Here is a 20,589-nt window from a genome sequence, read left to right as displayed (position 1 = left end):
GGCTTTGGTATGGCGAAATATCGCTATAAGGTCGCTATAAGGTCACTGTAAGGTCGCTGTAAGGTCGCGATAAAGTGGGGTTCGTTTGGAGGGTGGAGGCATGGCGTTCCACAATGCGTGTAATTTACTATAATTGGATCATCAAACAATCCCTCATGAAAACAGTCTTGATCCTGGGCGCCGGCCGGTCGTCTTCTGCATTGATCTCTTATTTGTTGGATGAAGCTTCACGGCAAGGCTGGAGCGTGATGGTGGGCGATTTGTCTGCCGATGCGGCAGCGGAGCGGTTGCAGGGCTATACGATCGGGCGGGCGCTGCGGTTTGATGCTGGAGATGAACAGGCCAGCCGGGCTACCGTTGCCGCGGCGGATGTGGTGATCTCGTTGTTGCCGGCCATGCTGCATCCCGTTATTGCCCGCTATTGCTTACAGGAGGGTAAACACTTGCTGACGGCCAGCTATGTCTCGCCCGAGATGAAGGCGTTGCATCCGGAAGCGCTGGGCAAGGGATTGCTCTTTCTCAATGAATGTGGCCTTGACCCGGGCATCGATCACATGAGCGCCATGCAGGTCATCGATCGCATCAAGGCCCAGGGTGGCGAGCTTACTTCTTTTGAATCGTTTACGGGGGGGCTGATCGCGCCGGATACAGACCCGGAGAATCCGTGGCGGTATAAATTCACCTGGAATCCGCGTAACGTCGTGATGGCCGGTCAGAGCACGGCCCGCTACCTGCACGACGGTCAGTATAAGTATATTCCGTATCAGCAGCTCTTCAAGCGCATCACGCGCGTGCATGTGCCGGGGTATGGTGCTTATGAGGGGTATGCCAACCGCGACTCGCTGAGCTACCGGGACACGTATGGGCTTGACGGGGTGCGTACGTTGCTGCGGGGTACGCTGCGGAAGGAAGGATTCTGTGGGGCCTGGGATGTGTTGGTGCAGCTGGGATGTTGTGACGATACGTATGTTATGCATGGCGTTGAGGACCTGACGCACCGGACGTTTATCGATGCCTTCCTGGAGAGTGCTGCCGGCGTGTCGGTTGAGGAGAAGCTGATGCGTCGTTTTTCGCTGGCGCCGCAGGGACCGGAGCTAACGCGGCTGCGGTGGTCCGGGTTGTTGGATGACCAACCGGTAGGGCTGGCAACGGGCACACCGGCGCAGGTGTTGGAACATATCCTTACCAAGAGGTGGGCGTTGCATCCTGCCGACAAGGACTTCATCGTTATGTGGCACCGCTTTAGGTATACTCTGGGAGGCGTGGAGAAAGTGATCCAGGCATCGCTCGTGGCGACGGGCGAGGACGCTGTGCGCACCGCGATGGCTAAGACAGTAGGCTTGCCGTTGGCAATCGCGGCTACATTGTTATTGCAAGGAAAGCTCGCGGCACGGGGCGTGTTGATCCCGATCTCCCCGGAATTCTACAATCCTATTTTGGCGGAGCTGAGCACGCTCGGTATAACACTGGTAGAGGAGGAGGGTTAACGCACGCCGCTGGTGCGTTCGTATACGTCATCGATGAGCAGGGGGCCTTTACTGGCGGCTTGTACGGCCAGGAAGTCGCACCGCTCGTTTTCGGGGTGGCCGGCGTGCCCGCGGATCCAGATAAACCTGGGTTTGAACTTCATGTGCAGGGGGATGTACCGTTGCCACAGGTCGGGGTTTGCCTTCTTCTCGAAGTTCTTTTTCTGCCAGCCCCAGATCCAACCTTTTTCGACCGAGTCGACAACATACTTCGAGTCGGAGTAGATGGTCACGGCGATGCCGTCCTTCTTGATGGCTTCGAGGCCTTTTATGACGGCCAGCAGTTCCATGCGGTTGTTGGTGGTAAGGCGGAAGCCTTCGGACAATTCCTTCACGGCATCTTTGAACTTCATGATCGTGCCATATCCTCCCGGGCCGGGGTTGCCCTGGGCTGCGCCGTCAGTATAAATACGGATCATAGAGAAAGCGCGTGGGTTTTAAAGATCTTTACGGCAATGGCCAACAGGATGACGCCGAACACACGGCGGAGTACGGCAAAGCCCGACTTACCGATGACGCGTTCCAGCCATACGGATGAACGAAGGACAAGGTATATAAAGCCGAGGTTGAGTACGATGCCGATGAGGATGTTCCACTCCTGGTATACGGCGCGGAGCGACAGGATGGTGGTGAGTGTACCGGCGCCTGCGATGAGGGGGAAGGCCAGGGGCACAATGGAGCCTGAGCCTTTGGCGTCGGGGTCGTCTTTCATCAGTGTGATGCCGAGGATCATTTCAATGGCTACGATGAAGATGATGATGGCACCGGCCACGGCAAAGGATGCGACATCGAGGCCAAACAGTTTCAGGATGGACTGCCCCAGGAAAAGAAAGCTGATCATCAATACCGCGGAGATGACGGTAGCCTTTTCGGCGTGGATCCGTCCTTCGCGTTTGCGAATGGTAATGATGAAGGGGATGGATCCCAGGATATCAATGACCGAGAAGAGGATGAGGGTCACCGAGAAAATTTCCTTTAGGTTGAGCATGCACGCTGTCGTTTTGTGCAAAACTAATCAAAAAAAATAGTTTGGGGGATGTGAAAAACGTCGCCACCTGCGACGAGCCTTTGAGGGTGAAGGATAAAACAAAAACGCCCCAGCAAGCTGAGGCGTTTTGTTATAAATGTTTTGGCAGGATTATTTGCCGCCGATCGACAGCGGAATGCCTACAGTAAGCTGCAGTACATTGTTTTTCACGCTGGCGTTGTCTTCCAGGTCTGTAAGACCAAGGCCATAACGCAAGTCGATGATTACTTTTTCCGCTACGATCACGCCTGCGCCAAGTTGCAGGCCGATGTCGGTACCTTTCTCGATGTACAGATCGTCGCTGTTTTCGTCTTCGTCACCGAATTTGATGTCGGCCTCGCCTTTCTCATCACCTTCTTCCCACTTGTTTTTGCCACCCAGGCCAAACGCTACTGAGGGACCTGCGTTGACATAGAACTTGGTACCTTCACCAAAGGTGGCTTTCACCAGTACCGGTACTTCCAGGTAGTTCAGTGTGTATTTGTCAGAAATATCGCCTTCTTCAAATTTTACACCTTTCTGAATGTAGTTGATCTCAGGCTGGAGGGAGATCATACCTGTACCGAGGGGCATGTTCAAGCCGGCGCCGATCGTGAAGCCGGGTTTGAATTTCGCATCATCGATGTCATCGCCCGACCATTTAGAAAGGGTAAGACCTACCTTGGGGATGATCGTTTGGCCATACGAAAAACCAGCGGCGAGGGCCATTGCACTAACTAGTAAAAGTTTTTTCATACTTTTTTTGTTAAAAGGGTTTATAATGCTGCAATGATAGCCGAAAATGTTTGCGGAGAGTGGAGGGTGTAAGAAAATCAGCTGTTTAGCATAATTATTCTATAGTATCACTTCATGCATATATACCTGCGGTTCCGCAGGTTAAGGCTGGATTAGGGCAACATTATGAATATGAAGTGTGTATAATCAAAATGCCGGGTTTCCCCGGCATTTCGTCTGCAACCTAAATCTAACCTAGTGCTCCGGCGAAGTGCAGCCTGGCCGGTGCAACGTTGTCATGGCAAGACGGGCTCCTCGCAACACATGGCGTTATGATCTTTAAAAATAGATCTGGTATTGTAGCAGGATCTGCCCGCGTGTGCTGCTCTTTACATATTCGTTACCGGCCCCGATGCGATATATAGGACGGCTCTGGTAGTTGAGCGAGATCTTGCTCGTGTGGCCTTTGATCAGCCAGTTCACGCCCACATCCCATACGTCCATGCGGTCGCTGAGGCGGTCGTAGTCCGCGCTCATCAACGACGCATAGGGCATGAGTGTGCCGTTACCTTCTCCCAGCAGGTCCTTCTTCAACAGGTAGCCTATCTGCGCGTAGATCACCTGGCCGGTGCCAAACATGGGGAAGGCATTACCCTGGCTCGCGCCGGGTACGGTGCTACCCGTAACCAGTCCGTTAGCAGGGTTCATGCTGCCGTTGTACCGCAGGTAGTCGGTGCCATAGTCCATGTCGAAGTATCCCGCGTAGGCGGAGAGCGCGGTGCCTTTGTCGGTATTGAGCGGCGCGTCGTAGAACAATGCCGCTGACCATAGGGTCAGGTCTTCGTAGTTCGTGGTAGCGCCTCCGTCGGGGCTGGTCCACATGGCATTCTTCTGCGTGATGAAACCGGCCTCCAGGTTCAATACTTTCTTTTTGCCCAGGTAGGTGCCGGTCATATAGGGCGTGGTGTGTGCTTCTTTATCAAAGAAGTTCCACATGAAGAAGCCCTGATATTGTTTATGGTGGCTGTTTTGGGCATAGGTCGCGGCGGGGCCGATGGCCGGCGCCGGCGAGCCGTTGCTGGTGACGGGGAAAGGATCGCTCAGCACCAGGCGATAGTCGAACTTACCGAGCTGGCCGCGGGCATACAGGCTCAGCTTACGGGAGAACTCGTCGGTTTGATCGACGGTGGCCTGTGCAAAGATCGGCACATCGAGTGTCATAATGCTGCCGATGCTGGGTTGGCTGAAGCGCGACAGACCGTTGGCGATGGTCAGGCCGCCGCCCAGCTTCAGGCGGTCGTTGTCCTTCCAGACGTTATACTCGCCGAGGAAGTCGTGGAAGAACACCTGGAACTTGCGGTTGCCGCTGTTGGTGGCGTTCTGGCCTGCCAGGTAGTTAAAGTTGTTCTGACCGAACTGTGAATAGAACGATACGTGGTCCGTCAGTTGGCCATAGAACTGAATACGTGTTCTGCGCAGACCGATGTCGAAGGTCTCCGGCGTGGCGTCGGTCAATACCGTGGTGCCTGGGTTGCTATCGTTGTACCGGATCCACACCTGGTTTAGAAATGTGAGCTTGAGGTAATGGCTGCCGTCCTCATTCAACTTAAGCCGAAGCTCTTCCAGTGGGGGCTTTGCCGGTTCCGGTGAAGTAGTAGCGGGTTGTACCTGGGCCCATGCTGCAATGGCCGGAAGTGCTGCCCATGCTGCGGCAGCGAAGAGAATTTTCTTCATGTCAGAACGTTAAAGTGTTTAGATGCGGGCAACCTCGTTTGCCCGCTCTAAGTTAATTTAACGAAATAAGATTGTTGTAGGAAATTCCATTGTGAAACACCTGGGCGGGCTCGCCGTGGCGCCCTCCCGTTACTATCCCGATGATAGTCAGGCGTCTGGCTTTGATGAGGGTCTGTATGAAATGGTACTCCATCAACAAGTTGCACTGTTGAATGGTATTGAGCTCCACCAAAGCCTGCTCGTATGCGGCGGCATCCATACAATCTTCGGCCGGCACCCGCAATTGCCTGTTGCCATTAAACACCAGCGCGGCGGCGGGTGCGTTGTCCGACAAGTCTTGCATGATGCGCTGGATGGCCTCGTTGTGCAGGTGGCCGACGACTACGATCTGGCGGCAGCCTTCGTCTTCCACAAAATACCGCAGCTCTTCCTGCTGCCGGTAGTTATGTCGTCTCACCACGTTGCCGGGTGAGCTGAGGATAAATACGTCCTCGTGAAACTCGCGCGCTGTCTCTTCCTGGCTGTCATGGCAGGCAATGATCAACGTCTTCTCTTCCCGCATCCGGGCACTAAAAGGTACCTGGTTCTTCATATCGCTATGTTAGCGTGTTGTATAAATTTGTTTTTCGACGATGCGGAGAAAGCCTTCCGCAAAGGCGTGATGGTACAGGCGCGCTGGATGGCGGGCCTGTCGGCGAGAAGATGCTCAGATTATATAGACGCCGAAGAGCGTATAGAGGGGTGGATGAAGATCGATGTGTTGGGAGAACGAGCAGGGCGCAAGCCTGCTTTCATGTGATTGCGTCAGCAGGAGTGTATGGTGACTGAAGTCGATAATGGGAATGTAGTCCGTCACCAGGATATCGTGGCTGTACTCGACCTCGTCGCCTTCTTTTTCTTTGAGGAGTTGCGGGATAACGATCGGGCTATGATGCGCATGCAGGACAACATCGTCATGTCGCATGTCGGCCGCCTGACTAACGATGGGCAGAAATACAGGCGCCAGAATCTGAAATAGCAAGGCTATCAGCACTACCCGCATAAGGCTTCCGGATGTTCTTGCCATGTTAACGCATTATTAAAACAAAGGTCCAAAGATTTTCCAAGAATTATACTCCGGCAGGAGATAATTTTCAGACGCCTATTACCCATGTCATAAATAGCTGTTTTGAAAACGATTGCAGAGAGAGGTGCCTACTGGTTCCGGAATCAATAATCCTGCAGGAAAGTCATCAGTGTACGGACCTCCTTTTGGGTGAGTGCGGGGAAGTTGGCGATGCGGAACGACGAGGCCTTAAAGTCGCCGTACCCCTCGCCGAGCAGCAGTCCGGCTTTGCGGGCCGATTTTTTAATGGTGTCCATCACTTTGGGCTCGGCCCGTACGGGCACGACCGTGTGCGAGTGTACTGCTTCGGCCTCTACAAAGTGCTGTATGGTTTTGCGTTTTTTTAGAAAATCGCGCCACTGCTCATAGCGGTCCACGGTCGTCTCATGCACCTCTTTGATGGGCGGGGCTGCTTCCATCACGCGCATCAGCAGGTAGATGCTCAGCACATTGGGGGTGAATGGCGTTTGCCATTTCTCCATCATGTCCATCATAAAGAGCAGGCTGTTATAATGCGTGCGCTCGCCGATGGCCTGCGCCCGTTCCAACGTCTGCGGCGAGCATACGAGGATGCCCAACCCTGCCGGCAGGCCAAAACATTTCTGCACGGATGCATACCAGATGTCGGCCGATTTAAAATCCAGCTGTACGCCTGCCATGGAGGAGGTTGCATCTACCGCCACGAGGTAGGAGGGGTTGTTGCGTTTGATGGCTTTGATGATGCGGTTGTGTACCTGTGTGCCGTTCGATGTTTCGTTGTGCGTGAGGCAGAGGAGGCCGTCCTTCAGGTCGAAGATCAACCGGGTGGGATCGAGCGGCTCGTTTACGTGAAACGGCATGGGCTCGGCCAGGGGGCGGATGCGTTTGGTGTAGTCAAACCATTTCTGCCCAAAGGAGCCGTTGTACAGGTGGTAGCTTTTGTCCGTGACGAGCGACTGCGCTATGATCTCCCAGCACTCTGTTGCCGACGACGTAAAGAAGACGGTATAGTTCTTCGGGATCCCCAGCTTTGCTTTCAGCAGTCCGATGGTGCGTTTTGACATGTCCACAAACGCATCGCTGCGGTGGTTGATGCTCATGATGCCCTGGGCGTAGGCATCGCGTACATAGGCGGGTATTTCGCGGTGTACGCGCGATGGGCCGGGATAGAAGGAGATCATAATGCCGGGGATCTGTGTTTGAAATATTCGAGCGCCAGGGCATATCCTTCCATGCCGAAGCCGGTCAGCATGCCGGCGCACTTTGACGTGATGAGGCTTTTATGCCGGAACTCTTCGCGTGCGTAGACATTGGAGATGTGCACCTCCACCACCGGTGTGCGAATGGCGCCGATGGCATCGTGCAAGGCGACGGAGGTGTGTGTGTAGGCGCCAGCATTGATGATGATGCCGTCAAAGTCAAAGCCCCGTTCGTGCAGTTTGTTGACCAGCTCACCTTCTACATTGGATTGGTAGTAGTGCAGCTCAAAGGCCGGGTAGCGCTGGCGGAGTGTTTCGAAAAAATCTTCGAACGACTGGCTGCCGTATACGGTCGGCTCACGTTTGCCTAACAAATTCAGATTGGGGCCGTTTATGATCTGTATCTTCATGTTCTGGTCTTGCGTTCGGGGTATGGAGCGAAAGTTAAAGGCGTGTGTGATAATAAAAAACTTCTTTCCATTAATATTGAAGCATGAATTGGGACCTCCACGTAAAGCACTTCGGCCATTACCTCAGGATTGAGCGCTCGCTGTCGGAGAACTCCCTGGCCGCCTACCTGCATGACATCAACATGCTGCGGCAGTTCGTGGCCTTGCGGGACCCGCAATGCTCACCCTTGAAGGTAACACCCCCGCTGCTGCATGAATTCCTGGAGTATGTGCATGAGCTGGGGATGAGCGCGTACAGCCAGGCCCGCATACTTTCGGGCATTAAAGCCTTCTACCGCTACATGCTGCACGAAGGCCTCGTGGAGGATGACCCGACGGCCCTGATCGAAGGGCCGCGTCTTGGGCGTAAGCTGCCCGACACGCTGGCGTATCACGAGATCGAAAAGCTGCTGGGCGCCATCGATATGTCGACGCCGGAAGGAGGGCGCAACCGCGCCATGCTGGAGGTGCTTTACAGCTCGGGCCTGCGCGTGAGCGAGCTGGTGGACTTGAAAAGGAACAACCTGTATTTCGACACCGGTTTTATCCGCGTGGTAGGGAAAGGTAACAAAGAGCGCCTGGTGCCGATCGGCCGTGACGCCATGAAATATACAACGCTTTACCTGGAGAAGATCCGCGGATTCCCGCCGCACAAAGAACCCCAGGGGGCGGACAGCGTCTATGTGTTCCTGAACCGCCATGGCCGCAAGCTTACGCGGGTGATGGTGTTTACGATCATTAAAAACCTCGCCAAGGCCATCGGGCTGGACAAATCCATCAGTCCCCACACGTTCCGGCACTCGTTTGCGACGCACCTGCTGGAAGGAGGTGCCGACCTGCGGGCCGTTCAGGAAATGCTTGGCCATGAATCTATTACCACCACCGAGATATATACGCATTTGGACCGTGATTATCTCCGCCAGGTGATCCAGGAGTTTCATCCGAGGTCGTGAAGTGGGCCCGCCTGCGCCAAGGCTTCTGTGGGCAAGCCCTCCTGCGCTGAAGTTATGGCGGGCAGGCGGGCATGGATATTTTTGTAACTTCCTTATGCGATAGTCTTACTCAATATGTATATGAAAAAGTGTATCCTGCCTGTGTTCTTGTTGCTGACGGCCTTGTCGGCTGTTGCGCAATCTTTTAAAATCGTGACGCCGCCTAATGTCGATTTTGGTCCCTACGAGAGTTTTGTCGTGATGAAGGGTGAGATCATGACCCCTAAAGACGAACGCCGTGTGAGCGAAGATACCCTGCTGGCGCAAATGAAGCGGGCCATTGTGGCCGAGCTCGAAGCGAAGGGTTATAAGCATATCGATGACTCTGTCGCGGCGCGTTTCCGCGTGGACTATGTGGCGGGCACGTTTCAGATCACACAATCGGGCAACGTGGGGCCGCTGGGCGAAACGCCGGCGTCTACCGGCGCGGAGGTGGACCAATCCCGGAGCTGGTCACGTGATATGAAGGAAGGTATTCTCGAAATCACCATGAACGACAGCCGTTCGGGCAAAGAGCTCTGGAAGAGCTCGGGCACGGTGATGATGCAAATGAGCGACAACAAGACGCTCGATGCCGCGGTGTACAAGGCCCTGAAGAAATTTCCGAAGCGAAAGCGGTAATAAAAAAAGTCCCGGCCAACTGACCGGGACTTTTTTATGTCGAGCGCGATACTGGCTTATAGGTTGAATTTCAGACCGCCCGTGATCACGAACTGGTTGAACTCGCCTACCGTCACACGAAGCTCGGAGAAGGGAACGACATTCTTGCCGATCTCGAAGTTGATACCGCCGCCGAGGTTCAGGCCGACTTCCATGTCGCTGTCGCCGTCGTCGTCGTTGCGACCGGCGCCGTCCCACTCCCAGTGGAAGCGGGTGAAGTTCAGACCACCCAAACCGTAAAATTCGAAGATGTCTTTGTTGTAGAAATAGTAGTTGGCATTGAAGTTGATCTCCATGAAGCTATGACGCCAGTTGCCATGATCTTCCGGAAAATAGAACAGCAGCTGCGGAGAGATCGTTACCTTCTTTGATACTTTGAACTCACCGATGCCGCCAACGCCCACTTGATCGATATCACCCGATGCTAGCCCGAGGAAGAAACCCAGGCGGTTCTTAGTGCTCTGCTGTGCATAACCCGAGGTGTTCGCCAGCAGCATAGCAAAGCATGCAAACAAAGCTGTGATAAAAACTTTTTTCATAGATAGAGTTAAATTATTTGAGCTGCGAACATACTACATTTAAGAATATCGGTATACTATTTTCGGCGGTGTGCATTATCCCTCTATCTTTGCGGCATGTATAAAATCCTTATTCGCCCGCTACTTTTCCTGATCGATCCTGAGCGCATTCACCACATGGTGTTTTCGGTTTTGCAGATGAAAGGTAGGATTCCCGGGTTCAACCGCATGTTGCGTGCTATTTTTACAATAGAGGATCCAACACTCGAACGTGTACTTTTTGGTTTGAGATTTAAAAATCCTGTTGGCCTGGCGGCGGGGTTGGATAAGGATGCACGCCTGACCGATACCATGGCCAGCCTGGGTTTTGGCTTTGTGGAGATCGGTACGCTGACGCCCAAGCCGCAACCGGGCAACGATGCCCCCAGGCTATTTCGCCTGCCGCAGGACCAGGCGTTGATCAACCGCATGGGCTTTAACAACGAGGGGGTTGCTGCGGCGGTGCAACGCCTGAAGGCCCGGAAGTCGGATGTACTGATCGGCGGCAATATTGGCAAGAACAAAGTCACTCCCAACGAAGAGGCTCTGAATGACTATGGCTACTGCTTTGAGGCGCTGTATCCGTATGTCGATTATTTTGTGATCAACGTAAGCTCGCCTAACACTCCGGGCTTGCGCGAGCTGCAAGAGAAGGAGCCGCTGCGCAAGCTGCTGCAATATGTGATCGGGCTGAGCCGCAGCAAGCCAGCCTATAAACCGGTGCTGCTCAAGATCGCTCCCGACCTGACGCAGACCCAGCTGGATGACATCATCGCCATTTTACAAGAAACGAACACCGACGGCGTTATTGCCACCAACACCACGATCTCGCGCGAAGGGCTGTGCACGGCATCCACCGAAGTGGCCGCCATCGGCAACGGCGGTCTGAGCGGCAAGCCGCTGGCCAAACGTGCGACGGAGGTGATCGCCTACCTGCGCAACCAACTGGGTAAATCGTTTCCGATCATTGGCGTGGGCGGGATCATGTCGCCGGAGGACGCGGCCGAAAAGCTTAACGCCGGGGCCGACCTGGTGCAGGTGTATACCGGCTTCATTTATGAAGGGCCGTCGTTTGCGATGAAGATCAACAAGCATCTCCGGAAAAAGGCGCTGCGCTAAACTCCGGTGAACTTTCGCGGGGGCACATCCATACATTTTTGTTAGTTTTGACCTATTTTTAAGCGGATGGCACAAAACACCTATAAGTCAAACACCTTTAAGAAACCGGAAAAGGAGAAGAAGGGGAAAGCTTCGAAGTCGTCCCGTTTTTCGTTTGCATTTATAAAAGATCCGCGGTTTAAGCTCGCCACCGGCTTTTTCCTGATGATCGTAGGTATCTTTTTGTTCCTGTCCATGTTCTCGTATCTCTTTACGGGCAAGGCCGATCAAAGCGTAGTCGAAGCGACGCAAGAATCGGTGGTGGAGTCTGGCCGCGAAGTGGCCAACTGGCTGGGGTTATGGGGTGCCGTCGCCTCTCATTATTTTATCTTCCGTTGGTTCGGCATTGCCGGCTTCTTTCTTCCGCCCCTGGCATTCCTGGTGGGTTTCAAGATCATCTTCAACCGCGAGCTGGTCCGCATATTTTCTTTTACGATCTTCTCCATCTTCTCGGGTCTGTGGCTGTGCCTGCTGCTGGGCTATATGACGATGATCAACGATGGCGTAAGCGAATGGAGCTTTCTCGGGGGTGGTTTTGGATTTCAAATGGCGGTGTTGAGTGACAGCATGTTTGGATGGGGCACGTTCCTGCTGCTGATCCTGTCGCTGTTTGTCTTTATTATATTCTACTTTAACGTAACCGCCATTCCGCTCTTCCAGCCCAAGGATCCCAAGCCGATGGGCAACGATGCCATTCTGCCCGACGACGAAGAGAAAGAGGAGGTGGCAGAAGAAGGGCCGCTGGCGCCGGAGTACACCGACGAGAAAGACAACTGGCCCGAGCGCAAGAAGGAAGAGAAAGAGAAGGCGGAGCCGATCGTGCTGGTAAAGCCGCCCCCGGTGGCACCGGCGGTGAACAAACCCAAAGAGCTGACACTCGAGGTGGAGCGGCCCGAGCCGATACAGGCCAAGAAAGACGAGCCGGAATTTATTATAGAGGAGACACTCGAAACTGACGAACTGGCTGAGAAGCTGGTGGAGGAGCAGGGCGAATACGATCCGACCCTCGACCTCAGCAATTTTAAGTTTCCCACGCTTGAGCTGCTGAACGAATACGACACCGGCAAAGCCGGTGTAAGCCAGGAAGAGCTCAACCAGAACAAAGACAAGATCGTCGCGACGCTGGTGAACTTCAAGATCGGCATCCAAAGCATTAAAGCGACCATTGGCCCGACGGTAACGCTTTACGAGATCGTGCCGGATGCCGGTATCAAGATCTCCCGGATCAAAAACCTGGAAGACGACATCGCCCTCAGCTTGTCGGCATTGGGCATCCGGATCATTGCGCCGATCCCCGGTAAGGGAACGATCGGTATCGAGGTGCCGAATAAGAACCGTGAGATGGTGAGCGTGCGTTCGGTATTCGGTTCCGCGGCGTTTGCCAAAACCGATAAGGAACTGCCGGTGGCCATGGGCAAGACGATCTCGAACGAGGTGTTGGTGATCGACCTGGCCAAGATGCCTCACTTGCTGGTAGCCGGTGCGACCGGTCAGGGTAAGTCGGTGGGATTAAATATTATCCTGGCGTCGCTGCTGTACAAGCGCCACCCGTCGCAGCTCAAGTTTGTGCTGGTCGACCCCAAAAAGGTGGAAATGTCGCTGTTCAGCAAGATTGAGCGCCACTACCTGGCTAAGCTGCCCAACAGTGAGGAGGCTATCATTACCGACACCAAGAAGGTGGTGCACACGCTCAATTCGCTGTGTATAGAAATGGAGAACCGGTATGAAATCCTCAAAGACGCCGGGACGCGTAACCTGAAGGAATACAACGCCAAGTTTATCGCGCGGAAGCTCAACCCGAAGGAGGGACACCGCTTCCTGCCTTATATCGTGCTTGTCATTGACGAGCTGGCCGACCTGATGATGACGGCGGGCAAGGAGGTGGAGACCCCGATTGCCCGTCTGGCGCAGCTGGCCCGTGCTATCGGCATTCACCTGGTGGTAGCCACGCAGCGTCCGTCGGTGAACGTGATCACGGGTGTGATCAAGGCCAACTTCCCGGCACGTTTGTCGTTCCGTGTAACATCCAAGGTCGACTCCCGTACCATTCTGGACTCTGGCGGTGCCGACCAACTGGTGGGGCAGGGGGATATGCTGTTGTCGTCGGGTTCGGATGTGATCCGTCTGCAGTGTCCTTTTGTGGATACTCCCGAAATCGAGCGGGTGGTGGAATTTATTGGTTCTCAGCGTGGTTACGACTCCGCATACATGCTGCCTGAATACGAGGGCGACGACGAGGGCGGCGCAGCGGACGTGGATCTGTCTGACCGTGACGCGCTCTTTGAAGATGCGGCACGCCTGATCGTCATGCACCAGCAAGGCAGTACATCGCTCATCCAGCGCAAGCTCAAGCTGGGGTACAACCGGGCGGGGCGTCTCATTGACCAGCTCGAGGCGGCCGGCATTGTGGGGCCGTTCGAGGGCAGCAAGGCGCGCGAAGTATTGATCGTCGACGAAGTGAGTTTGGAACAATTATTGACGGCGTTAAAGGAAAAACACAGTCAATCTTAATTTTGCAGCATTATTTAAGCGAACAACGAATGAAAAACACGATTTTAGCCTTTCTGGCGATGATTTTGGCGGTAACCGTATCCGCTCAGTACGATCCTAAAGCGTTGGAAACACTTGACGCCATGAGTAAAAAGTACAAATCCATTCCGTCCTTTGAGGCCAATATTTCCTACACTCTTACCAATGACGTTGAAAAAATCAGCGAAGAATTTAAAGGCAAGATCACGGTAAAGGGGAACAAATTCCGCCTGGCCCTGCCCGAACAGGAAGTCATCAACAACGGCGCGACTATCTGGACGTATCTGCCCGAAGCCAAAGAGGTCAACATCGACAACTACGATCCCAGCTCGGAAGACGTGAATCCTTCTAAAATGCACGAGATCTACAAGAAGGGTTTCAAATATCTTTATCTGCAAGACAAGGTGGAGAACGGTGTGATGTGTGAGGAGATCGATCTTGTTCCTGAAAAAAAGGACGCTCAATATTTCAAGGTGAAGATGTTCATCAACAAAAAGGAGAAGATCATTCAAAGCTTCACGCTGTTTGACAAAGGAGGCAACCGCTATAAGTACTCGATCACCAAGTTTACGCCCAACGTCAAAGTAGAAGACACTTTCTTTACCTTCGATGCGAAGAAACATCCGGACGTAGCGGTGGTTGATCTTCGTTAATACTGCTTCATGAACAGGCAACAGCTCTTTGAGCAGATCCGGAAGAAAAGCTCCTACCTGTGTGTAGGCCTGGACACGGACCTCAAAAAAATACCGCGCCACCTGCTGGCGGAGAAAGACCCTGTCTTTGAGTTCAACCGCCAGATCATTGACGCTACACACGACTTTGCCGTGGCGTACAAACCCAACATTGCCTTTTACGAGGCGCTGGGGCCGAAAGGGTGGGAGAGCCTTCAGAAGACCCTGGAGTATATTCCTGCAGACGTCTTTACCATTGCAGATGCCAAACGCGGCGATATCGGTAATACTTCTTCGCTATACGCGCAGGCGTTCTTCAGTCAGATGCGCTTCGACTCCATTACGGTAGCGCCGTATATGGGTGAAGACTCGGTGAAGCCGTTCCTGGAATTTGCGGGCAAGTGGGTTATCTTGCTGGCGCACACATCCAATGCCGGCGCCAGCGATTTTCAATTGATCGAATCGGCCAATGGCCGTAAGCTATACGAGGAAGTATTGCTGCGCTCGCAGCAGTGGGGCTCGCCGGACCAGCTGATGTACGTGGTCGGCGCGACGCAGGCTGATAAGATCCAGGGCATCCGTGCCCTGGCCCCTGACCACTTCTTCCTGGTGCCGGGCATCGGCGCCCAGGGCGGCGACCTGGAGGCGACCTCGCGCTATGGTATGAATAAGCAATGCGGGTTGTTGGTCAACTCTTCACGCGCCATTCTCTACGCTTCGGGCGACAAGGACTTTACGACCCGTGCCCGTGCGGAGGCGCAGCAAGTACAGCAAGCGATGCACCACCTGCTCGATAGCATTCTCGGGAAATAGTACCATCATTTGTAGCAGATCCATTCTCACGAAAATAGCGTGAGAGCGAAGAAAAACAGCGTGAGTGTGAGAGCAAGAGCGAACACACTCATTCTGTTTTGAGGCGGGAATGATTTTTGCATGCGCGCAGGACTGTGATGAACCCGGGGAAGGGTGGCTACCCGTTATTGCGATCGGCTGGTCTGGACTTCCTGCTATTTTTGAAACTATGGTGCTCATTGTCGATGACAATCAGGAAAATGTATTTTCGTTAAAGACGCTGCTGGATCTTCATAAGTTTGATGTCGATACGGCCAACTCTGGCGAAGAGGCGCTTAAAAAAATTCTGAAGAATACGTATTCACTCATCATCCTGGACGTGCAAATGCCCGACATGGATGGCTTTGAGGTGGCAGAAGCTGTTTCCGGCTACAGTAAGTCGAAGGACATTCCGATCATCTTTCTTTCGGCGGTCAATACGCACAAGAAGTTTATTACCAAGGGCTATGCCTCAGGCGGTATCGACTATGTTACGAAGCCGTTTGACCCGGACATTCTGCTACTGAAGATCAAAACCTTTTACAAGCTTTCGGAGCAAACCCGGCGCCTGCAGGAAATGGACCGTGTGCTTCGTGACGAAATTGAATTCCGTAAGCGCGCCGAAAGCCGTTTAAAGGACAATGTGGCTGAGCTGGAGTCCATTTTGGAGTCTATTCCCCAGGTTGCCTTTACCACAGATTTTGATGGAAATGTGGAATTTGTTAACCAAAACTGGTATCAATTTGCCGGGAGAAGGGATGAATTTCCTCAATGTGAGGAAGGGGACATCCGTCAATATATTAAAACAGCCATTCGCGCCCAGCATCAGCAGGTCAACGAGGTAAAGGTTAAAAAGCTTGGTACAGAGGCCTTCCGGTTTTATGTGCTGTACCTGACGCCTGTCAAACACCACGGCATCGCGTCTAAATGGGTAGGCATCCTTACCGATATCCATGAGCAAAAGATCGCCGCTCAACTTCTGGAGAAACGCGTGCAGGAGCGCACTACCGAGCTTGTACACGCTAACCAAAAGCTGGAAGAGAGTAACTACGAGCTGCAGCAGTTTGCTTTTATCGCCTCGCACGACTTGCAGGAGCCGCTGCGCAAGATCCAGGTGTTCAGCAACCTCCTGAATGAAAAGTATACTCCGCCGTCTGTTCAGGCGCAAGGCTACCTGGAAAAGATCAACCTCTCTGCCGAGCGCTTGCGCAAGCTGATTGCCGACGTGCTGGACTACTCGAATATCAAAGGCGAGACGGCATTCAGTATAGTAGACCTCAACGGCGTGCTTGAACGCTTGCTGACAGACCTCGAGGTCGTCATCCGGGCGAAGGGTGCCACGATCACGGCCGGCCCGCTGCCCACGCTGGAGGTAATTCCGGTACAGATCCGGCAGGTGTTTCAGAACCTCATCAGCAATGCGTTGAAGTTCGCGCGCAAGGACGTGCCGTGCCACATCGAGATCACGGCCGAGCATGTCGCCGAAAAGGCCGTCGATGCTGCCGCGGTGCCCGATGGCGACTACTGTCGGATCACCGTACGGGACAACGGCATCGGCTTTAGTGAAGACTATGCCGAGAAGATCTTCGAGATCTTCCAGCGTCTCAATACTTCCGAGCGGTACGAGGGCACCGGCATCGGCCTGGCTATTGTTAAGAAAGTGATCGATCGCCACTACGGCCTGATCGCCGCGCGGAGTGTCGAGTCGCAGGGGACTTGTTTTATCATGGTCTTTCCCGTGCGGCAGACCGCGTCCGTCGAGGCCCTGGAACATCTGAATATATAATATATACTACATTGAAGAATACGTATACATCACCCTATCTTGCCTGACTTACCTGAATACGACGTTTCCATGAAAAATAGTTATAAGAGAAATCTCCTGATCGGATTCGGCGCCTCGCTCGTCATCCTGATCGTCTCTTCGACGGCTTCCTTTATCAGCATTCAAAATCTCCTGACCAGCACCGAGGCGGTGAACCATACCAACCAGGTCATTATCGAATTAGATGGCATACGCTCGGCGATGGTCGATGCCGAGACGGGTCAACGCGGGTACCTGCTTGCGGGAGACGAGCGCTTTCTCGAACCGTATCGCAATGCCGAGGTGCAGGCCAAGGGCGCATTCAGTCGTGTGAAGATGCTGACCGCCGATAACACCGAACAGCAGCAAAATCTGAAAGAACTGGACGAGCTCGTCACGGAGCGTTTCCGGCTACTCGAAGTCAGCGTAGTGGCGAAGCGCAACCATACTGATATCAAAAATGAAAACCTGAACGCCGGCCGCGAGACGATGGGTAAGATCCGTGCGTTGGTGGAACGCATGGAACAATTGGAGCGGGACCTGCTGCAGGAGCGAACGTCTGACATGAACCGATTTGCATCTTTTACGCCACCGTTGATCCTTGCCGGCGCCATCATTGCATTGCTTATCACGGTGATGTTCTATACGCGCGTGAGCGGCGATTTCGAGCAGCGCGTTCAGCTGCAGCAGGAGCTGCTACAAAAGGATGAGGAAATCTCCCGCCGCATTCAGATCATTCAAAGTATTGCAGACAAGATCGCGGGGGGCAGCTATGACGTTCGTGTCACCGACCAGCAAAGCGACGCGTTGGGCGCCGTGGCGGTCTCTCTCAACAAGATGGCCGGCGCGCTGGAGGAATCCTTTAACGAGCTGACGGACAACGAATGGCGGCAAACGGGATTGGCCGGTCTGAACGATACCATGCTGGGCGATAAAACGCTGGAGGCGCTCACCCGCCAGGTAATAGAATACCTGGCAACCTATACGCAGGCTCATGCGGGTGTGCTTTACCTTCGCGAGCATGACGGCCTGGAGGCTTGTGCGAGCTTTGCCTACCTGCCCGACAAGCTGCGTCAACGCCTGAAAGCTGGAGAGGGGCTTGTGGGGCAGTCTATTGTGAATGGAAAAGTCTTGGAGCTAAAGGACATCCCTGAGGGCAACATTAGCGTCAGTTTTGTGGCTGGTGAGGCGAAGCCGAGTCACATCGTCGCGCTGCCGCTGCTGGATGGCTATAATATAAAGGGCGCAGTCGAGCTGGCTACTTTGCAATCGTTCTCCGAGCGGGATATCGAATTCCTGAAAGCCAGCGCCCATAACATCGGCGTTGCGATCAGCAGTGCGCAGAATAGAAAGCGTCTGCAAGAACTGCTGGAAGAAACGCAGGCACAGTCTGAAGAGTTGCGTACACAACATACCGAGCTCGAAAACCTCAACAGTGAGCTGGAAGTACAAGCCGAAAAGCTGCAGGCGTCGGAAGAGGAGCTGAAAGTACAGCAGGAGGAGTTGCGCCAGGCGAACCAGGAGCTGGAGGAGCGCAGCCGCCTGCTCGAAGAACGCAATCAGCTGATCACCGAGCGCAACGTCGAGATCCAGACAAAGGCCGAGCAGCTCACGCAGAGCGCCCGCTATAAATCAGAGTTCCTGGCCAACATGTCGCACGAGCTGCGCACACCGCTGAACTCCATTCTACTGCTGTCACGGCTGTTGTCGGAGAACCAGGACCACAACCTGTCTACCGACCAGGTGGAATATGCACGCGTTATTCAAAGCTCGGGTAACGGGTTGCTGTCGCTGATCGACGAGATCCTCGACCTCTCGAAGATCGAGTCCGGCAAGATGCAGCTGGAGTACGAATCTCTCTCGATCAACGAAGTGGTTCAGGACATGAAGGCATTGTTCAGCGCCGTTGCACAAGATAAACAGATCGAATTCATTACACACCTCGGTCCGGAGCTGCCCGAAGTACTGGAGAGCGACAAGCTGCGCCTGGAGCAAATCCTGCGCAACCTCATTTCCAACGCCATTAAGTTCACCGCGCAGGGCTCGGTAACACTCGAGATCGGTACTGCCCAGCAGGACCACACATGGTGGAGATTTGTGGTGCGTGACACGGGCATCGGCATTGCGCCAGACAAACAACAAATGGTTTTTGAAGCTTTCCAGCAGGCAGACGGGTCCACGCGCCGTAAGTATGGCGGCACGGGTCTTGGCCTCTCGATCAGCCGCGAGCTGGCCAAGCTGCTGGGCGGCGAGATACAACTGCGTAGCGAAGAAGGAAAGGGCAGCGAGTTTACGGTGCTTATACCGTCTACCCGCGCGGCGGCGATCAAACGCACGAAACAGGAAAGCCATCGCGAGGAGCTTCCGCCTATACCGAAAGAGGCCCCGATGGCGCAGAAGAAACTCTACATCAGCGAGAATATACCTGAAAGTATTCCCGACGATCGCGATTCCATACGTCAGGGCGACAAGTCCATCCTCATTGTTGAAGACGATGTGAACTTCGCCAAGGCTCTGCTGGATTATACGCGTGCCCGGGGGTATAAGGGCGTGGTAGCGGTGCGTGGTGACGAAGGGTTATCGCTTGCCAAGGAACTGCTACCGGTGGGTATCCTGCTGGATATTCAGCTGCCCATCAAGAGCGGCTGGGAGGTCATGAGCGAGCTGAAGGAGGATACGCGCACACGGCACATACCGGTGCACATCATGTCGTCGCACGAGGTGAAGCGCGAGAGCCTCCTGAAAGGCGCTGTCGACTTTATCAATAAGCCGGTGGCTTATGAGAAGATGGCGGATGTATTCCAAAAGATCGAATATGTGCTGACGCACCATCCGAAGAAAGTACTCATCGTAGAAGAGAACCCTAAACACGCCAAGGCGCTTGCCTACTTCCTCGAAACGTTCGACCTCAACCTGGAGATCAAGAACGATGTGCTTAACGCCGTGCAGTCGTTGCGTGATCAGCGGGTGGACTGCGTGATCCTCGATATGGGCATACCCGATCAGAAAGCGTATGAAACACTGGAAGCGGTAAAGAAAACTCCCGGCCTGGAAAATCTGCCGATCATTATCTTCACCGGCAAGAGCCTGTCGCAACCCGAGCAGGTGCGCATCAAACAATACGCCGACTCGATCGTGGTGAAGACCGCCAACTCGTACAAACGCATCCTCGACGAGGTATCGTTGTTCCTCCACCTTATGGAGTCGGAGGATAAGGAGAAGGCCGCGCCGCCCAAGTATCACAAACTGGGCGCGCTCGACGAAGTGCTGCGCAATAAGACCGTGCTGATCGCCGACGACGACATGCGCAATATCTTCTCGCTTACCAAAGCGCTGGAGCGATACCAGATGAACGTCATTACGGCCGTGGATGGCAAAGATGCCCTGCGCCAGCTACACGCCCATCCGGATACGGACATTGTATTGATGGATATGATGATGCCGGAAATGGACGGTTACGAGTCGATCAGCGCCATTCGTAAAGACCCCGTACTGAAAGATATACCCGTGCTGGCGGTGACGGCCAAAGCCATGACGGGTGATCGCATCAAATGTATCAACGCCGGTGCATCGGACTATATCAGCAAGCCCGTGGACATCGACCAGCTGCTGTCGTTGCTGCGGGTGTGGTTATATGAAAAAGGACGCAAATAA

At 53.9% G+C, this 20,589-nt stretch carries 18 protein-coding genes; 9 read left to right on the top strand and 9 right to left on the bottom strand.

The features are described from left to right. Window positions 1-155: 155 nt before the first annotated feature. Entirely contained in the window at window positions 156-1,487 is a 1,332-nt protein-coding gene (locus tag KK078_RS24220; RefSeq protein WP_254092911.1) for a saccharopine dehydrogenase C-terminal domain-containing protein, read from the top strand. On the opposite strand, the gene rnhA is transcribed toward KK078_RS24220, so the two are convergent. From rnhA to aroQ, 8 genes are all read right to left on the bottom strand, one after another. Continuing rightward, window positions 1,484-1,945 carry a ribonuclease HI gene (gene rnhA, locus KK078_RS24215; protein WP_254092910.1) on the bottom strand — a complete coding sequence of 154 codons (462 nt, stop codon included), beginning with the start codon at window positions 1,943-1,945 and terminating at the stop codon, window positions 1,484-1,486. The genes KK078_RS24220 and rnhA overlap by 4 nt on opposite strands. After that, window positions 1,942-2,514 (bottom strand): MarC family protein, encoded by a 573-nt coding sequence (locus KK078_RS24210; protein WP_254092909.1) that lies wholly within the window; start codon window positions 2,512-2,514, stop codon window positions 1,942-1,944. The genes rnhA and KK078_RS24210 overlap by 4 nt, the downstream gene beginning before the upstream one ends. A gap of 150 nt (window positions 2,515-2,664) precedes the next feature. Then, the gene (locus KK078_RS24205; protein ID WP_254092908.1) at window positions 2,665-3,288 is read right to left on the bottom strand and encodes a porin family protein; all 624 of its coding nucleotides are present in this window, start codon (window positions 3,286-3,288) and stop codon (window positions 2,665-2,667) included. 318 nt (window positions 3,289-3,606) lie between these two features. Next, window positions 3,607-5,001 (bottom strand): hypothetical protein, encoded by a 1,395-nt coding sequence (locus KK078_RS24200; RefSeq protein WP_254092907.1) that lies wholly within the window; start codon window positions 4,999-5,001, stop codon window positions 3,607-3,609. 52 nt (window positions 5,002-5,053) lie between these two features. Next, on the bottom strand, window positions 5,054-5,593 hold the full coding sequence (locus KK078_RS24195; RefSeq protein WP_254092906.1) for a carbonic anhydrase: 540 nt from the start codon (window positions 5,591-5,593) through the stop codon (window positions 5,054-5,056). 114 nt (window positions 5,594-5,707) lie between these two features. Next, a complete protein-coding gene (locus tag KK078_RS24190; RefSeq protein ID WP_254092905.1) occupies window positions 5,708-6,067 on the bottom strand; it encodes a hypothetical protein in 360 nt (119 codons plus the stop codon). Between the two features lie 143 nt (window positions 6,068-6,210). Next, window positions 6,211-7,266, bottom strand: coding sequence for an aminotransferase class V-fold PLP-dependent enzyme (locus KK078_RS24185; RefSeq protein ID WP_254092904.1), 1,056 nt, complete (start codon window positions 7,264-7,266; stop codon window positions 6,211-6,213). Continuing rightward, complete coding sequence (gene aroQ, locus KK078_RS24180) at window positions 7,263-7,694, bottom strand: type II 3-dehydroquinate dehydratase (RefSeq protein WP_254092903.1); 432 nt, start codon at window positions 7,692-7,694, stop codon at window positions 7,263-7,265. Before aroQ ends, KK078_RS24185 begins: the two co-directional genes overlap by 4 nt. Window positions 7,695-7,777: 83 nt before the next feature. Here aroQ and xerD point away from each other — a divergent pair, with 83 nt between their 5' ends. Together xerD and KK078_RS24170 are read left to right on the top strand one after the other, a co-directional pair. Beyond that, window positions 7,778-8,686: a site-specific tyrosine recombinase XerD gene (xerD, locus tag KK078_RS24175; protein WP_254092902.1), complete on the top strand. Its 909-nt coding sequence runs from the start codon at window positions 7,778-7,780 to the stop codon at window positions 8,684-8,686. A gap of 120 nt (window positions 8,687-8,806) precedes the next feature. After that, complete coding sequence (locus KK078_RS24170; protein ID WP_254092901.1) at window positions 8,807-9,346, top strand: DUF4136 domain-containing protein; 540 nt, start codon at window positions 8,807-8,809, stop codon at window positions 9,344-9,346. A gap of 56 nt (window positions 9,347-9,402) precedes the next feature. On the opposite strand, the gene KK078_RS24165 is transcribed toward KK078_RS24170, so the two are convergent. Then, window positions 9,403-9,924, bottom strand: coding sequence for a porin family protein (locus KK078_RS24165; RefSeq protein WP_254092900.1), 522 nt, complete (start codon window positions 9,922-9,924; stop codon window positions 9,403-9,405). Window positions 9,925-10,020: 96 nt separating this feature from the next. Between KK078_RS24165 and KK078_RS24160 the strand changes: the two genes are divergently transcribed. The 6 genes from KK078_RS24160 to KK078_RS24135 all read left to right on the top strand — a co-directional run bounded on the left by KK078_RS24160 (window position 10,021) and on the right by KK078_RS24135 (window position 20,589). After that, window positions 10,021-11,061, top strand: a complete 1,041-nt coding sequence (locus KK078_RS24160; RefSeq protein WP_254092899.1) for a quinone-dependent dihydroorotate dehydrogenase — start codon at window positions 10,021-10,023, stop codon at window positions 11,059-11,061. A gap of 66 nt (window positions 11,062-11,127) precedes the next feature. Then, window positions 11,128-13,611 carry an FtsK/SpoIIIE family DNA translocase gene (locus tag KK078_RS24155; protein WP_254092898.1) on the top strand — a complete coding sequence of 828 codons (2,484 nt, stop codon included), beginning with the start codon at window positions 11,128-11,130 and terminating at the stop codon, window positions 13,609-13,611. A 29-nt stretch (window positions 13,612-13,640) separates the two neighbouring features. Next, window positions 13,641-14,282 carry a LolA family protein gene (locus tag KK078_RS24150; protein WP_254092897.1) on the top strand — a complete coding sequence of 214 codons (642 nt, stop codon included), beginning with the start codon at window positions 13,641-13,643 and terminating at the stop codon, window positions 14,280-14,282. A gap of 9 nt (window positions 14,283-14,291) precedes the next feature. After that, window positions 14,292-15,113 carry an orotidine-5'-phosphate decarboxylase gene (pyrF, locus tag KK078_RS24145; RefSeq protein WP_254092896.1) on the top strand — a complete coding sequence of 274 codons (822 nt, stop codon included), beginning with the start codon at window positions 14,292-14,294 and terminating at the stop codon, window positions 15,111-15,113. 208 nt (window positions 15,114-15,321) lie between these two features. After that, a complete protein-coding gene (locus KK078_RS24140; RefSeq protein WP_254092895.1) occupies window positions 15,322-16,917 on the top strand; it encodes a sensor histidine kinase in 1,596 nt (531 codons plus the stop codon). Window positions 16,918-16,986: 69 nt separating this feature from the next. Beyond that, entirely contained in the window at window positions 16,987-20,589 is a 3,603-nt protein-coding gene (locus KK078_RS24135) for a response regulator (protein WP_254092894.1), read from the top strand.

The sequence above is a fragment of the Dawidia soli genome (assembly GCF_018598185.1).
Lineage (GTDB): Bacteria > Bacteroidota > Bacteroidia > Cytophagales > Cyclobacteriaceae > Ohtaekwangia > Ohtaekwangia soli.
Note: the sequence above shows the minus strand (reverse complement) of the source record. Positions and strands in the feature narration are given on the sequence as shown.

What these genes read in the sequence shown, in the direction of transcription:
- KK078_RS24205 (WP_254092908.1), bottom strand. Translation starts at nt 3,288, where the DNA reads ATGAAAAAACTTTTACTAGTTAGTGCAATGGCCCTCGCCGCTGGTTTT.
- KK078_RS24170 (WP_254092901.1), top strand. Translation starts at nt 8,807, where the DNA reads ATGAAAAAGTGTATCCTGCCTGTGTTCTTGTTGCTGACGGCCTTGTCG.
- KK078_RS24140 (WP_254092895.1), top strand. Translation starts at nt 15,322, where the DNA reads ATGGTGCTCATTGTCGATGACAATCAGGAAAATGTATTTTCGTTAAAG.
- KK078_RS24200 (WP_254092907.1), bottom strand. Translation starts at nt 5,001, where the DNA reads ATGAAGAAAATTCTCTTCGCTGCCGCAGCATGGGCAGCACTTCCGGCC.
- KK078_RS24210 (WP_254092909.1), bottom strand. Translation starts at nt 2,514, where the DNA reads ATGCTCAACCTAAAGGAAATTTTCTCGGTGACCCTCATCCTCTTCTCG.
- KK078_RS24150 (WP_254092897.1), top strand. Translation starts at nt 13,641, where the DNA reads ATGAAAAACACGATTTTAGCCTTTCTGGCGATGATTTTGGCGGTAACC.
- rnhA (WP_254092910.1), bottom strand. Translation starts at nt 1,945, where the DNA reads ATGATCCGTATTTATACTGACGGCGCAGCCCAGGGCAACCCCGGCCCG.
- KK078_RS24165 (WP_254092900.1), bottom strand. Translation starts at nt 9,924, where the DNA reads ATGAAAAAAGTTTTTATCACAGCTTTGTTTGCATGCTTTGCTATGCTG.
- KK078_RS24160 (WP_254092899.1), top strand. Translation starts at nt 10,021, where the DNA reads ATGTATAAAATCCTTATTCGCCCGCTACTTTTCCTGATCGATCCTGAG.
- KK078_RS24185 (WP_254092904.1), bottom strand. Translation starts at nt 7,266, where the DNA reads ATGATCTCCTTCTATCCCGGCCCATCGCGCGTACACCGCGAAATACCC.
- KK078_RS24135 (WP_254092894.1), top strand. Translation starts at nt 16,987, where the DNA reads ATGAAAAATAGTTATAAGAGAAATCTCCTGATCGGATTCGGCGCCTCG.
- pyrF (WP_254092896.1), top strand. Translation starts at nt 14,292, where the DNA reads ATGAACAGGCAACAGCTCTTTGAGCAGATCCGGAAGAAAAGCTCCTAC.
- KK078_RS24195 (WP_254092906.1), bottom strand. Translation starts at nt 5,593, where the DNA reads ATGAAGAACCAGGTACCTTTTAGTGCCCGGATGCGGGAAGAGAAGACG.
- KK078_RS24190 (WP_254092905.1), bottom strand. Translation starts at nt 6,067, where the DNA reads ATGGCAAGAACATCCGGAAGCCTTATGCGGGTAGTGCTGATAGCCTTG.
- xerD (WP_254092902.1), top strand. Translation starts at nt 7,778, where the DNA reads ATGAATTGGGACCTCCACGTAAAGCACTTCGGCCATTACCTCAGGATT.
- KK078_RS24155 (WP_254092898.1), top strand. Translation starts at nt 11,128, where the DNA reads ATGGCACAAAACACCTATAAGTCAAACACCTTTAAGAAACCGGAAAAG.
- KK078_RS24220 (WP_254092911.1), top strand. Translation starts at nt 156, where the DNA reads ATGAAAACAGTCTTGATCCTGGGCGCCGGCCGGTCGTCTTCTGCATTG.
- aroQ (WP_254092903.1), bottom strand. Translation starts at nt 7,694, where the DNA reads ATGAAGATACAGATCATAAACGGCCCCAATCTGAATTTGTTAGGCAAA.